Here is a 13,652-nt window from a genome sequence, read left to right on the forward strand (position 1 = left end):
GTTATCCCTCAAGTACTTGTTCTTGCGCCAAGCCTTCACGACAATATTCTGCCAAAGTGTTGAGTCTACGTTTGGCACTTTTATGGATTGGATTTTTTTCATCCCACGCATAACCAGCCAATAATGAAGAAATCATACGGCGAATACCTTCATTCTGATTTTGCGAGAACACCACATCTTGGAACTCGCCTTCGTACCATGACTCAACATAGGCACGAAATACCTGAATGCCGCGGCGTAATGGTTTTTCATATTCTTCTAACCAGTCGACTTGCTGACCTTGTAAAACTCGTTCAACCAAAGGAACCGCCAAACTTGAAGATTTAAGAGCAATCGTCACACCCGATGAAAAGACCGGATCAAGAAATTCACCCGCATTACCTAATAGCGCATAGTTGCGGTCTGCCAAGTGTTTTACATTCGCTGAGTAGCCCACCAAAGTACGCACTGGTGTATCAAACTTTGCATGGCGCAAGACATGTGACAAGCTTGATTCATCAGCCAAAATACGCTTAAACATTGCCTCTGGTTCATTATCTTCAGCATTTTCGACCGTGTATTTGTCAAAAAATTCTTGTTCTGCAACGACACCGAAAGAAGCACGCCCATCAGCAAATGGAATTAACCAATACCATGCACGGTGATCTTTTTCATGCACCGTAATTAGAATTTTATTGCGATCAAACTCTGGGTCATCTGTAATTCCATCTTCAACATGGGTAAACAGCGCACGTCGTACTGGAAAGTTTGATGGACTCTCCAGATCTAATAATTTTGGCAAAATTCGACCAAAGCCACTTGCATCTAACAAGAATTTAGTTTGAATCTGATAACGCTGTTGTTCTTCATCAATTACTGTAAGTACAGGCTGTTCAGATGCAACATCAACATCTAAGACTTCATGTCCAAAGCGTATGTCTGCGCCATAAACTTGAGCCTGTTTTGCTAGCAAATTGTCAAAATCTGCACGGCGAACTTGCCAAGTTGTTCCCGGACCATCCGTAAATTTTTCTGTAAAGTCATAAAAACTACGCTGTTTGCCACGTAGAAAAGCTGCCCCATTTTTAAATTGAAAAGCATATTGTTCAACATGTTCACGGACTGTTTCTAATAAACCAGCCTCTTCTAAAAATGCCATAGATTGAGGTAACAATGACTCACCAATCGAAAAACGAGGGAAATGCTGTTTTTCAATGACCGTAACGGTATAGCCCTTTTTTCGAAGAAGTGCAGCAGCAGAACTACCTGATGGCCCAGCCCCAATAATCACGACGTCAATTTTTTCTATAGTGCTCATAGCACAACTTCCTTTTTAATTTATTCAAATTATGAATGGTCTTGTAAATTTACAATATGTTTTTCATCTGCGGGGGTTAACAAAGTCGCATAGATAAATGAGAAAATAACCCCGAATAAAACCGTTAAACCAAAACAATGAATTGCATAAGTATGGCTAAATGAAAGTAATCCAAAGCCAAGTAAGGTCGACATCATACATAAAAATAATGCCATTCCAACTACTTGAGGGTGATCATGTCCATGTCGGTAGAAAATTGCATAGTCGACACCAATCCCAATAATCAGAAAAGTTGCCATAATACTAAATAGGTTAATCTCCACACCTAACCATGCCTGAACAGCAAAAGTGCTCATTAAAGCCAAACTGACTGGCAGAACCAATGGCACAATCGAACTTAGTCCATAAATAAGCGCTAAACCAACCGCCAGACCAATTAAGGCATAAATCAGAAGATGTTGAGCCTGCACTCGATGTTCAGCAAACATTTGCGACATTTCGGTAATTGGTTGTTGGAAATGTATATGCTCATTCTGAAGCTGCTTTAACACTTCAGGCTGTTTTGCCCCTGTCACCATCACTAATCGTTCATTGGCTTGAGGTTGTAAAAAAGCTAAAGGGTGATCTTTAAATACAGAAAAATCTAATAACGGTTGTGTTGCCAGTTGCTGTTGCCACTGTAAAACATCAGCGACATTTAGGCTCATGCTTTGTGCATATTGCTGCAAAGTCGCTTTTGGAATATTTCTTAATAATTGTAGATTATTTTGCTGCTCTGCCAATGGTGGAATCCATTGTCCCAAAGCTTGAAATGCACTGATTTTCCCTTGTGACTGTAACTGTTGCAAATGACCAATCAGTTGCTGCTCTTGTTGCTGCATTTCATTTGCCGATGCTGCACGCACCACAAAATAATCACTACTTTGTTGCTGGCCAAATTGCTCACGAACCGCTTGGTCTTGCTGTTTTAAGCTCGCGTCCATACCTTGTAAATTACGAATATCATCATTACTTTTAAGATAGAAAAGACTCACTGTACCTACTGCTAAAATGACTCCAATCAAGCCATAACGAATTTTGGCACGCTGTTGAAACCATAACCGTGCTTGTCCAATCCACGACAGTGCTTTTATTGCTGGCTGGGCATTGAGTGCAGGTAATCTTGGTAATAGCAGTACACTACTGATCCATGCCGCAGTTAATCCTACAATTGAAAAGACTGCAATCTGCTTAAAACCTGGAAATGGAGTAAAACTCAAAAAGATGTAAGCAACTAATGTGGTCATTAAGCCCATAAACAAACTTGGTAATAGCGGTTTTAAAATTTGAAAACCACCAAGCTTTCTATGCTGCGATTGCATCGCCATAAAATAAAATGAAAAGTCGACACAGACACCAATCAGACTTGCACCAAACACTAATGTCATCAGGTGAATTTCACCAAACACCCAATGTGTGACCGCAAACGCTACAAAGCTTCCAGTCGAAACTGCAATAAACTCGGTCGCCAAAGGTCGCAATGAGCGAAAGCCGAACCAAACCAGAAAAATTAAGCCCAATGTCGAACCAACACCAATGGTTGAGATTTCCTGTTTAGCCGATTGCGTCCCAAAATTTGAAAATAAAATAGTTCCAGTCCAATGAGATTTTAATCCCATTGCAGCTAACTTTTGCTTAGTTTGCTCAATCCAAGTAGAGGTCTGTTCTTGGTAATCAATATTGTATGGGCTTTGCGTCAACTGTAATACAAAAAGCCGAGAGATACCTTGCTCATGATGAATCGTGGCAAACCCCTGCTCCATTTCAATATCTTGTTGTGACGGGTTTGCCAACTGCATAGCATAGCGAGGAAACAATAATAGCGGGTCTTGCTTAAGTGATTCAGCAGTGACAGGTATGCCTGGACTCATCATCTGCATCAGACTTTGTTCAGTCAGCGCAGCATAATCCTTTTTTTGCAATAAGGCTTGATCTTGAGCACTCAACAAGCCTGCGCGATGTTGATACAACTGTTTTGCAAATTGATCAAAATCAAGTTGTGGCTTCAGTGGTTGCCACAACTGGCTTTGCTTGGCCTGCGCTGTTAAGAAATGAGTCGCTTGTTGTATCACAGCTTCATCTTTGGCATCTACCACCACAAATACTTTATTGTTGAGTTGCTCATTCATGTACTGCTGAGTACGTGCAAGTTCTGGGTCTTGCTGAACTTTAGGCAATAACGCAAAAATATTAGTTTGAATATGAATATCTTTATTCAGCCACGTCACGCCCAGCCCCGCAGCAATCAGTAACAGGGCAATTAACCAAAGCGCGGTGAACTTATTTTGCCAGTTGGAAAATCGCATGCTCAGCAGCCGTTAGAGTCGTCGGTTGAGAAGTCTGGTGACTAAAGCGGATGGTCGTTAAATTATTCGCTTTCTCGGTAATCACGATTTGGTTGACGTACTGTTGCCCTTGAGCATCAACACGCACAAATAACTTTTTAAACAAGCTACTTTTCGGAGTTAAGCTCATGCTCCAACCCGCTGGACTATAATTCGAACTTACTACATTAAAATTCTTTGCCAAAGCCTGTTCATTACCAGACATGAGCTGTAAGAATAAAGTCGCGACCGAACTATATGGCGATTGATCAACTTGTATTTGGCTAAATGTACGCTGAGTTTTCTGTACCAATTTGGTTGGGGTAACAATCAAATCTGCTTGCACAGGTCGTTTGATTTGCCACGCTACACCATAAGATTTTGAGAACAACAAAGAGCCGTTCGATACAAAAGTTTTATTCAACGATGGCAATTTTTTTTGCTGTTCGAAATCAGCACGAACCGTAGGAGACTGTGACAATTGCTGAAAAATTTGAGTGATCTGTGTTGGCGCTGCATAGACCGCACTTAAACTGCTCATCCAAACAGCAGCACCTAAACCTAAAGTTTTGATGAATTGAGACATCACGCATTCCTCTTCGGTTGAAACTCAGACCATGCATTCAAGCGATCAAATAAAATCTGTGGCGATTGAAAACACATTTCACGAGCTTCAATATTCACCGCCACCTGTGTGGTATAACCCTTGGTTAAACGTTTCCCTGACTCAGCATCAAAAATCAAATAATCAATTTTCAAACGGTTTTCCCATTCTTTTAAAATGGCCCGAACCCGAATCTTTTGTTCAAACTCGATACCGTATGCATAGCGAACATGGCTTTCAATCACAGGCCATGCATAGCCTGATTCTTTCATCTGCATATAGTTGTAATGAAATTGATCGAGCAATTTACAGCGAGCAATCTCAAAATATTTTAAATAGTGTCCATGCCAAACCACATTCATGGTATCGACATCATGAAATGGAATTTCAATGATTACATCTGCATGCATTGGCTCACCTTATCCCATAAATTCTGGTTGATTAAACAGTTCAAGTTGGTCTAAACGATCAACAATCTGTTGTAATTCGGTTTGTAATGGTCGGTCTTCTTCGACAAATGCAAAGCTTTGTAAGGTCCATTGCATAAATGCCTGCAATGTTGGACTTAACTGTGTGGTGAGGCCTTTCAAGTGAATCGCCTGCACACTTGCACAGCACAGCGCTGCAATGACTTGCTGTGTTAAGGTAATTACTCGGCTCGCATCACGCGCAGCAATAGTTCCCATGCTAACTTTGTCTTGGTTATGACATTCGGTTGAACGTGAAAAAATTGAAGCTGCCAAAGTGTTTTTTAAGGCTTCAGCCGTCCACGCCGATACTCCGATTTGCACCGCTTTAAAACCATGATTCAGCGGCAAACGCTCTGCTGTTGCACCCGTTAAATTACGTGGTAAGCCATGATTCATTTTATGATCGACTAGCTGTGCAATCTGTCTATCCATCAAGTCAGCAATATTGGCAATCATAATTTTTAAGCTATCCATTGCCTGTGCAATGTGTCCACCGTAAAAATGACCGCCATGCAATACACGCATACCGACTGGATCAATCAGTGGATTGTCATTACTTGAATTCAGTTCATTTTCAATAAACTGACGTAACCATACTTTTGAGTCTTCAAACACGCCAATAATGTGTGGTGCACAACGAAGCGAATAACGGTCTTGCAAGCGTGGACTTTGATGTGCTGTTTGTACTTCACTGTTCAGCCAGTCACGTAATTGCTTGGCAATCCGTTGCTGCCCTGAATGAGGTTTTTGTGCAAACAGCACTTCATCAAAATGACTAGGATTACCTTCTAATGCCAATACATTTAGAGCAGTAATTAAAGTACTTGCAAGTGCAATTTGCTCTGCTTTTTTATAATTTAAACAAGCAATTGCCGTCATCACTGCTGTGCCGTTCATGAGCGCTAAACCTTCTTTAGGTCTAAGCGTTAAAGGCTGCATATTCTTTTCAGTATAGACTTGAGCAACAGGAACAATTTGTCCATCAACATAGACATCACGCTCACCGACTAAAGTTCCCGCAATATAGGACAACGGCGTTAAATCTCCACTTGCCCCGACTGAACCTTCTGATGGAATAACTGGAATTACATTTTCATTTAGCAACCAAACCAAGCGCTCAAGTAGTGCTATCGACACGCCTGAATAACCGCGAGCCAATGAACATAAACGTGTTACAACTACTGCACGTGCAGTGATGACATCTAAATTTTCACCTAAACCACAACCATGAAAGCGTGAAAGATGCAGCGGTAGTTCATTCACCTGATGTAATGGCACGTCAACCAAACATGAGTCACCATAACCCGTGGTCACACCGTAGATAACCCCTTCTTCTTCAAGGAGCTGATCGAGAAAATCAGCGCCTTTTTGAATCAGTTCACGCCACTCAGACGTTTCTGGTAAAGCAACCTGACATTCGCCTCTGGCTACAGAAACGACATCTTCAATACTCAGTGGCTGTTCACCTACGGTTAACACACGCATGTTATTTCGTCCAAAAATTATAAAAATTAAACCATTGATAAGGGGCACGCAGACAATGCTGTTCTAGTACGGCAACATATGTTTTAGTGATGGTTTGCATACTTTCAATACGGTGAGCACGAGGTAAAATTACCTGCTCAGCAATTGAATGAATATGCACTTGAAATTGCTGATGCATCCGATAACAAAACACCGCAATAACAGGCACTTTGAGTAAATTTGCTAAAATCCAAGCCCCTTGTGGGAAAGCTGCTGACTCCCCTAAAAAATCAACATGCTGTACACGATCTGACTGCACAGGCACTCGATCTGCCGCTACAATGACCCACTCACCTTGCTGCATTTTGTCTTGCAATAGCATGGCAGTTTCAATACCCAGCTCATCAACTGATAAAAGACAGACATCTGCCTTATCATTTATTTTTTTTAAAAACTCATTAAATTTTGTCGCGTGCTTTTGGTAAACCAGCACATTAATTTTCTGCGGATGCTCTGACTTAATGGCTCGAAGCAATTCAATATTGCCAAAGTGAGAGACAACAATAAGAGCGCCTTTTTGATAATGCTGAGAGAAGTTTTCATGTCCAAAAACTTGTAATTCCTGCTCAGGAATATTACCCAACCAGCCCTCAATCTTATCTAAAATACATTCGCCAAATTGCATGAAATGCGCATAGCTATTTGTCCAATTTGGTTGGTGATTAAACGGCGACTCTGATCCAGCAAAATAATGTAGTTTTTGTAAATAAAATAGGGAAGCCTGTCTTGCTGTGACAGCAAATAACCAGTACCACATAATGACAAAGTACATCACCAACTTGCATAACCAACGTCCACCAAAACGGTAAAACCACAACATCAGCATAAGGGGCAACATGCCACCTCGCTCTTTAATGTCGTTCCATTTTGGTGAAGCTGAATCTGTCATAATTAACCTTGCAGCTTTTGTTTTAATAGCTTCGGTAAGCGAATCAGCATGCCCATAAACAAAGTTGCATGCGCTTTGCTTAGTCCTAAGTTATCTCGCCAAGCATGAAAATGAGAAATACCCTGCTCTGGATAAACCACAGGCGTTGGTACATTAATAAAAGGAGTATTTTCCCATTTTAAACGCACTAAAATTTCACTATCAAAACCCATACGTGGCTGAAATTTAGCACTATTTAAAACATTTATTGTGCTCTCAAGCGGATACACGCGAAACCCACACATACTGTCTTTAATTTCAAAAGACAAACTGTTTAACCAGACCCAAAAATGGGTAATGTAACGGCCATATAAGCGCTTTTTAGGAATAGAGGCATCAAAGTATGGCTGACCAATCACCATTGCATCTGGATGTTGCCGAGACTGCTCAATAAATTTTGGAATGTCATCCCAGCAGTGTTGTCCATCTGAATCGAGTTGTAATGCATGGCTTAAACCAAGCTCATAGGCTGCACGTAAACCAGTCATTACGGCTTGTCCCTTACCCTTATTCACATCATGTTCAATAAGATGAATTTGAGAATATTGCTCTGCTAATCCTTTTAAAATTTGGCTACAAGCATCATCACTTCCATCATTTACCAACACAATCGGTAGATCAAAACTGTCCAGATAAGAAATCAAATCTGCTAAATAATGTGGATGGTTATAAACCGGAACAACAAAGCCGTAATTGGACTGCATTTTTAATCCTCTACTTCTGTTTGCAAGGCAAATAATAGTCGCCCTGAAGCCAGAATCTGTTCTGAATCACGTAGTTCAAAACTCACTTTGTGCTCTTTTCGAGCAAGCTTAAGTTGTACCACAGCATACGGACGAATCAGGTTTTGAAATTTTAACTGTTCATATCCCTGACACCAGCTCAAATCAGACCAAATTGATTTAGCAAAATGTTGTAAAAAACCTATTTGCCCAACCCCAGGATAAATCGGTTGTGTTGGGAAATGCCCTTTAAAACAAACTAACTCAGGTGGAAATTCCAACTCCCAAATGTAGTCATCTGAATTTTGAGACTGTGACAGCACCACGGGTTGTAACATAGGCTTAAATAGAGTTTTCAAATAGTTTTTATTGAGTTTGGACTGAGTATTTTGTGGTAGCTGACTGAGGAAACGCCATTGACGAGGAATCGCGATCGTTTCCAAGCTGTCTTTTAATTGTTGTTTTAAATGGCTGACAAAAGCGGACTTACCTTGCTGTTGTAACTGCTCACGAGCTTGTTCTGTCAGAACAACAATACAGCCCAATATTTGACGTTGCTCATGTTCAAGTACCAATACATGACAGTGTTTTACGACATCTAGAGCCTGAATACTTTGCTCAATCGCGTCTAGACTCAAGCGCTTTTCTTCAAGTTTTACAATTCGATCTGTACGTCCCATCAGCTTAAAGGTCTGACATGTTGCATCTGTCCATACAGCGCCATCACCTGTGCTAATCCAATCATTCTCAAAGGCTTGATTACTCTTGACCATAAGCTGTTGGTCTTCAATCCGAATAGCCACATTACTAAATGCAATCCAAGCATCTTCATCTTTAGCACGATGGGCAATACCACCAGTTTCCGAACTTCCCAAAACTTCAATAATCGGACGATTTAAGAAAGGGCGAACACCACTTTCTAGCTTGCCCCCAGAACTAAAGACCATCTGGCAGTGTTGCAAAATGACATCGGTTGTCCAACGTTTTAATAATGCAGGACTTGAGATCAAATAATTGCTTAATCCCAACGTTTCTAATTGTTTTTGAGCTTGTACCACATCTTCGGGGAATGCCATTTGAGGCACATAAAAACTTCGACCAGTAGCAAGTGGTAGCAGTAATTTAAACAGTAATCCATAAATATGTTGATGACTAACCGTTGCAATCGCGATTGCATGCTCATCAAAACTAAAGCTTTGACTCAACCCTTGGACTTCATTGAGTAATTGTTTGAGTGTCCTTGGAATTTTTTTAGGTTCACCAGTTGAACCTGATGTATAAAAATAGAGTTGCGCCTGCTCTAAAAAAGCATCGTCTAAGGTTAAAGATGAAGGAACAACTTTTTCAGAATTTTGGCGCTTTAAAAAATAAATCTGTTGTGCTGCAAAATCTTGTTCTAGTTCACGTACTTGATTTGGTGGTAAAAGTACTTGTTTTTTCGCTAGCAAAGCAGCAAAGAATAAAACCAGAAATTCATAGCTATCCGCTTCCCATAAAGCCCAAGTTAGATTTTCCATTTGAGCAATTGCAGCAGCTTGTAAGGCCACATCCTGCCAAAAGTAATTAAAACTGATCGAGTGCAGAGCACCGTCTATACAAAGTGGCTGAGCTGAATCGATGAATTTCTGAAAATGGCAATACATAGTTTTTAATTAATGATTTGAAGAAAGTAAACGCTGATGTCGCTTACGCAAAATAAATTCACCAAGGAACAAAATGCCCATCAGCACATAAGAAATAAAGCCATTATAAATGACCCAAACCTGAGTTGAGGTAAAAAGCACAGTGCTTAACGCAATCAGTGCATTACAAAAAAAGAAAACACACCAAACTTTAGTCACCTGTCTGGTCCACTGCACCCCAGAATCAGGTAAATCAGGTTCAACAAGTCGGGCAAAGCGCTCAATCATAGACGGCGGATTGATGAGTGTCAGCGAAAAAATAATTAATGCGCCTAAACTCATACCAACTGGATATAACTTTAACCACGCATGATTATGTGACAATAAGCTCAGACTGCCACAAACAATAGCAAAACCGGTTAAAGGCCATAATAATGAGTTACCTTTACCAAAAAGTCTGACAACACCCAACCCGATGAGTAATAGACTTACCCAAATGAATTGACCGTGTGTCAAACTCCAACCCACAATAAAGGGATACAGCACAAAAAGTGCTGCAACTATCCCTTTAAGAATAAACTTCATTCAGCAGTCATGTTCTGAATAACCGTCACAACATCCAGTACGGTTCTCACATTTTTAAAGTCTTCAGGCTTTACTTGCTTACCTGTTAACTCTTTAATTTTTACAACTAAATCAACCGCATCAATACTGTCGACATCAAGATCTGAATAAAGATTCGAATCGAGTTGAACAGACTCTGGTTCAATTTCAAACAAATCTTCCATCCATTCACGGAGTTTAGTTAATACTTGCTCTTGAGATAACATCATCACGCTCCTTATGACTTCTGTTGTGCTTCAACTAAAGCAGCCAAACTCTGGATTGATTTAAAATGCTGTTTGGTTTCATCCGACTCTGCATTTAAATGAATGTTGTAACGCTTTTTCAAAGCTAGTCCCAACTCAAGTGCATCAATCGAGTCTAATCCTAAACCTTCTCCAAATAGTGGCGCTTCTGTATCAATATCCGCACTAGTGATATCTTCAAGTGCCAAAACATCAATAATCATTTGCTTTAGTTCATCAGCAAGATTGCTCATTTCAAGATAACTCTTCATCAAAAATTTTATAAAAACTACGACTTAACTGACGAACTTGTTTAGGTCCTACTGTTAAATCGTCTAACAAATCTGATACCTGTACCGCATCTAAAACCTTGACCTCGATATGAAATGGTTGAGATGGTACGTGATACCATTTTTCATTCTTGGTTAATGTGGATGGTGTGCAGGTAATAACTACTGGACGAATTGGTACATTTGCGCGAATGGCAATATTGGCTGCGCCTCGCTGAAACTCATTTAGGGTCATCCCTTTTTCAGTGCGCGTTCCTTCCGGAAAAATTAAAAGAGAAGCCGCATTGTTTTCTTTTAGACGCTTTACACAGTCTTCAACAAACTGCTGAGAACCTGCATTTAAAATATAGCCTGCGCTTTGTACGGGTCCTTTGGTAAATGGGTTCGACCAAAGAGACTGCTTCACAACACAATTAGCCTGCTGCATCATACCAATTAGTACTACAACATCAATCAAAGTCGGATGATTGGCAATCACCAACTCTTGACGACTATTTTGTAGCTTTTCCAAGCCTTCTACCGAATAAGTCATGATGCCAAGTTTGACCATCATTTCGGTAAAGCCTTTAAAACTATGTTTAATCACATTTTGTGCACGCTGCTGACGCTCTTCAGAATCAGAGGTTGTCGCATTTAGTACTGGTGCAATCACTGAGGCAATTGCCATACCACCCAGCCCAAAACTGGCAAAACTAAAACCAGTAGCAGCCACACGCCAGCAATAATTACTTTTTTGCTTGAGGTTTTTAAGATTTAGCATTTGTTCCACCCAAATGCAGATGTTAACTGGTCAGCATCCTGCCAAAAATGAGCAAAAGCAGGAGCATCTGCTTCATCTGTATGCATCCACGCAGTAATTTGTAAATTAGGTTGCTCTAAAGTAACGACAGCAGCCATTGCATAGGCAGAAAAATCGACTGCCTCAGCATAAATATTAGGTAATGGCTCATCATAAGCAACGACTAAGACCCGTTTGATATCAGTCATTGACTTTAAAAGTGCATATGCCTCAATCAAACTTTCAGTCCATGAACAGCTTAAACTTGTAGAGGGAGTATCATCCTGACATAAAATAGAATAAAGCCCAGAAATTGCATTATGAACAGACGTTGAAAATTGTGTAGGTGATGGAGTTTGGTCATTTAAAACATCTTTTAAGATATTTAAAGTTTTGGCCTCATCACCATATTTTGACACCCAAACAATATAATCGGCTTTATTACCATCTAATGCACCGATCGCGCTATTTAAAGCAAGTTTAGCTAAAGGCGATAACCGTCTACGCTGCATAGCGGGGATGCAGTCGAGAGCTGCGTAGGAGGGCTGAGCATGTGTAAATATAAGCTGAGCAAGATGTAATGTTACCATGCTAAAAAATGAACCCTAAGCCGCGTTATTCTGTCGAAATATAAATTATTTTATAAAGATGCTGATTATAGCATTCGTTATAAAATTTACAAAAAATTACGTTTATCACTCACACTTTTTCATAACTCTTGGCACGTGCTCATTTATTTGCAATAAAAAACCCAAAGAAAACTTTGGGTTTTTGAACGTTAAAAAGCTTAACGATTAAATTTTTTCTCTGCTTTTTTAAATTTCTGAATGTAGCGACGACGACGCGCAGCAGTACGTTCATCAATTTGACTCTTACGACCTTCAAACGGGTTTTCAGAAGTTTTAAAGTCAATACGAACTGGTGTACCTTCAAGTTTATATACTTTACGGAACACGTTTTCTAAGTAACGACGATAATCCGCAGGAGTCTTATCAACCTTATTACCATGGATTACAATCGTTGGTGGGTTCTGTCCACCCATATGCGCGTAACGCATTTTAATACGTTTTCCACTCACCATTGGCGGTTGATGTGCATCTGTAGCATCATTCAAAATTTGGGTTAATTTCGCAGGTGAAACTTTTAAATGCGATGAATCATAAGCACGGTGAATAGTTGGGTACATATCGCCTACACCCGTACCATGCAATGCCGAAATAAGGTGTACTTTCGCCCATGGAATAAAGTCAAAACGACGATCAACATCCAATTTACATTGTTTGCGATCATATTCGGTCATGTTATCCCATTTATTAATGGCGATCATCATGGCACGCCCAGCTTCAAGCGCATAACCAATTAAATGTAAATCTTGCTCAACAACCCCTTCACGAGCATCGAGAACTACCACAACCACATGTGCATCTTTAATTGCTTGTAGCGTTTTCACAATTGAGAATTTCTCAATCATTTCTTCTACTTTACCCTTACGACGCACACCAGCTGTGTCAATTAATGTGTATTGACGACCATCACGTTCAAAAGGAATATAAATCGAATCGCGGGTTGTACCAGGTTGGTCAAATGCTACTACACGATCTTCGCCAAGTAATCGATTGACCAAGGTAGATTTACCAACATTTGGACGACCAATAATAGCTAAACGTAAACCTGTTGCTTTGTCATGTTCTTCTTCACTTTCGTCTTCAGGAACATTCTCAAGAACATCTTCAAGCATTTGCTGCACGCCACGACCATGGCTGGCAGCAACTTGTAAAGGTTCCCCCATACCAAGCTTGTAGAATTCAACCAAAGCCGCTTCTGCATGAACGCCATCTACCTTGTTCGCAACAAGATAAATTTTCTTGCCCAAAGTACGTAGTTCACGGGCAATTTGTTCATCAGAAGCCAATAAACCAGCACGAGCATCAACCACAAAAATAATGATGTCTGCTTCATTGATTGCTGTTTTTGACTGCTCGGCCATGTAGTTATCAATACCGCCCTCATTTTCACCAATACCGCCAGTATCAACGACAATGAAAGACTTATTCTGATAAGTCGCATCACCATATTTACGGTCACGAGTCAGGCCCGCGAAGTCGGCTACAAGTGCATCACGACTCTTGGTAATCTGGTTAAATAACGTTGATTTTCCGACATTCGGACGACCAATGAGCGCAATAACGGGTTTCATACAATAACC

14 protein-coding genes are annotated in these 13,652 nt (G+C 40.3%); all 14 read right to left on the reverse strand.

What is annotated here, in order from left to right; all coding sequences use genetic code 11:
• Window position 1: 1 nt before the first annotated feature.
• The 14 genes from MJX77_RS02720 to der all read right to left on the reverse strand — a co-directional run bounded on the left by MJX77_RS02720 (window position 2) and on the right by der (window position 13,643).
• Window positions 2-1,297 carry an NAD(P)/FAD-dependent oxidoreductase gene (locus MJX77_RS02720; protein ID WP_250374795.1) on the reverse strand — a complete coding sequence of 432 codons (1,296 nt, stop codon included), beginning with the start codon at window positions 1,295-1,297 and terminating at the stop codon, window positions 2-4.
• A 29-nt stretch (window positions 1,298-1,326) separates the two neighbouring features.
• On the reverse strand, window positions 1,327-3,642 hold the full coding sequence (locus MJX77_RS02725; RefSeq protein WP_252060502.1) for an MMPL family transporter: 2,316 nt from the start codon (window positions 3,640-3,642) through the stop codon (window positions 1,327-1,329).
• A complete protein-coding gene (locus MJX77_RS02730; RefSeq protein ID WP_174726921.1) occupies window positions 3,617-4,246 on the reverse strand; it encodes a LolA family protein in 630 nt (209 codons plus the stop codon). The genes MJX77_RS02725 and MJX77_RS02730 overlap by 26 nt, the downstream gene beginning before the upstream one ends.
• Window positions 4,246-4,674: an acyl-CoA thioesterase gene (locus MJX77_RS02735; RefSeq protein ID WP_252060503.1), complete on the reverse strand. Its 429-nt coding sequence runs from the start codon at window positions 4,672-4,674 to the stop codon at window positions 4,246-4,248. Before MJX77_RS02735 ends, MJX77_RS02730 begins: the two co-directional genes overlap by 1 nt.
• Window positions 4,675-4,683: 9 nt before the next feature.
• The gene (locus tag MJX77_RS02740) at window positions 4,684-6,219 is read right to left on the reverse strand and encodes an HAL/PAL/TAL family ammonia-lyase (RefSeq protein ID WP_252060504.1); all 1,536 of its coding nucleotides are present in this window, start codon (window positions 6,217-6,219) and stop codon (window positions 4,684-4,686) included.
• A gap of 1 nt (window position 6,220) precedes the next feature.
• On the reverse strand, window positions 6,221-7,147 hold the full coding sequence (locus MJX77_RS02745; protein WP_252060505.1) for a lysophospholipid acyltransferase family protein: 927 nt from the start codon (window positions 7,145-7,147) through the stop codon (window positions 6,221-6,223).
• 2 nt (window positions 7,148-7,149) lie between these two features.
• Window positions 7,150-7,890 carry a glycosyltransferase family 2 protein gene (locus MJX77_RS02750; RefSeq protein WP_252060506.1) on the reverse strand — a complete coding sequence of 247 codons (741 nt, stop codon included), beginning with the start codon at window positions 7,888-7,890 and terminating at the stop codon, window positions 7,150-7,152.
• A gap of 2 nt (window positions 7,891-7,892) precedes the next feature.
• Complete coding sequence (locus MJX77_RS02755; RefSeq protein WP_252060507.1) at window positions 7,893-9,551, reverse strand: ApeI family dehydratase; 1,659 nt, start codon at window positions 9,549-9,551, stop codon at window positions 7,893-7,895.
• Between the two features lie 9 nt (window positions 9,552-9,560).
• Window positions 9,561-10,115, reverse strand: coding sequence for a COG4648 family protein (locus MJX77_RS02760; RefSeq protein WP_252060508.1), 555 nt, complete (start codon window positions 10,113-10,115; stop codon window positions 9,561-9,563).
• Complete coding sequence (locus MJX77_RS02765) at window positions 10,112-10,366, reverse strand: acyl carrier protein (RefSeq protein ID WP_080649511.1); 255 nt, start codon at window positions 10,364-10,366, stop codon at window positions 10,112-10,114. Before MJX77_RS02765 ends, MJX77_RS02760 begins: the two co-directional genes overlap by 4 nt.
• Before the next feature lie 5 nt (window positions 10,367-10,371).
• On the reverse strand, window positions 10,372-10,632 hold the full coding sequence (locus tag MJX77_RS02770) for a phosphopantetheine-binding protein (protein WP_252060509.1): 261 nt from the start codon (window positions 10,630-10,632) through the stop codon (window positions 10,372-10,374).
• 1 nt (window position 10,633) lies between these two features.
• Window positions 10,634-11,437 carry a lysophospholipid acyltransferase family protein gene (locus tag MJX77_RS02775; protein ID WP_107880720.1) on the reverse strand — a complete coding sequence of 268 codons (804 nt, stop codon included), beginning with the start codon at window positions 11,435-11,437 and terminating at the stop codon, window positions 10,634-10,636.
• Window positions 11,422-12,036 carry a beta-ketoacyl synthase chain length factor gene (locus tag MJX77_RS02780; RefSeq protein ID WP_252060510.1) on the reverse strand — a complete coding sequence of 205 codons (615 nt, stop codon included), beginning with the start codon at window positions 12,034-12,036 and terminating at the stop codon, window positions 11,422-11,424. Before MJX77_RS02780 ends, MJX77_RS02775 begins: the two co-directional genes overlap by 16 nt.
• 197 nt (window positions 12,037-12,233) lie before the next feature.
• Window positions 12,234-13,643: a ribosome biogenesis GTPase Der gene (gene der / locus MJX77_RS02785; RefSeq protein ID WP_004794708.1), complete on the reverse strand. Its 1,410-nt coding sequence runs from the start codon at window positions 13,641-13,643 to the stop codon at window positions 12,234-12,236.
• Window positions 13,644-13,652 lie beyond the last annotated feature (9 nt).

Source organism: Acinetobacter sp. AHP123, assembly GCF_023757925.1.
GTDB lineage: Bacteria > Pseudomonadota > Gammaproteobacteria > Pseudomonadales > Moraxellaceae > Acinetobacter > Acinetobacter oleivorans.

Bases quoted from the DNA above. Each gene is read 5' to 3' on its own strand.
- MJX77_RS02750 (WP_252060506.1), bottom strand. From the start codon at position 7,890: ATGCAGTCCAATTACGGCTTTGTTGTTCCGGTTTATAACCATCCACAT.
- MJX77_RS02770 (WP_252060509.1), bottom strand. From the start codon at position 10,632: ATGAGCAATCTTGCTGATGAACTAAAGCAAATGATTATTGATGTTTTG.
- MJX77_RS02755 (WP_252060507.1), bottom strand. From the start codon at position 9,551: ATGTATTGCCATTTTCAGAAATTCATCGATTCAGCTCAGCCACTTTGT.
- MJX77_RS02745 (WP_252060505.1), bottom strand. From the start codon at position 7,147: ATGACAGATTCAGCTTCACCAAAATGGAACGACATTAAAGAGCGAGGT.
- MJX77_RS02725 (WP_252060502.1), bottom strand. From the start codon at position 3,642: ATGCGATTTTCCAACTGGCAAAATAAGTTCACCGCGCTTTGGTTAATT.
- MJX77_RS02780 (WP_252060510.1), bottom strand. From the start codon at position 12,036: ATGGTAACATTACATCTTGCTCAGCTTATATTTACACATGCTCAGCCC.
- MJX77_RS02760 (WP_252060508.1), bottom strand. From the start codon at position 10,115: ATGAAGTTTATTCTTAAAGGGATAGTTGCAGCACTTTTTGTGCTGTAT.
- MJX77_RS02740 (WP_252060504.1), bottom strand. From the start codon at position 6,219: ATGCGTGTGTTAACCGTAGGTGAACAGCCACTGAGTATTGAAGATGTC.
- MJX77_RS02720 (WP_250374795.1), bottom strand. From the start codon at position 1,297: ATGAGCACTATAGAAAAAATTGACGTCGTGATTATTGGGGCTGGGCCA.
- MJX77_RS02730 (WP_174726921.1), bottom strand. From the start codon at position 4,246: ATGTCTCAATTCATCAAAACTTTAGGTTTAGGTGCTGCTGTTTGGATG.
- MJX77_RS02735 (WP_252060503.1), bottom strand. From the start codon at position 4,674: ATGCATGCAGATGTAATCATTGAAATTCCATTTCATGATGTCGATACC.
- der (WP_004794708.1), bottom strand. From the start codon at position 13,643: ATGAAACCCGTTATTGCGCTCATTGGTCGTCCGAATGTCGGAAAATCA.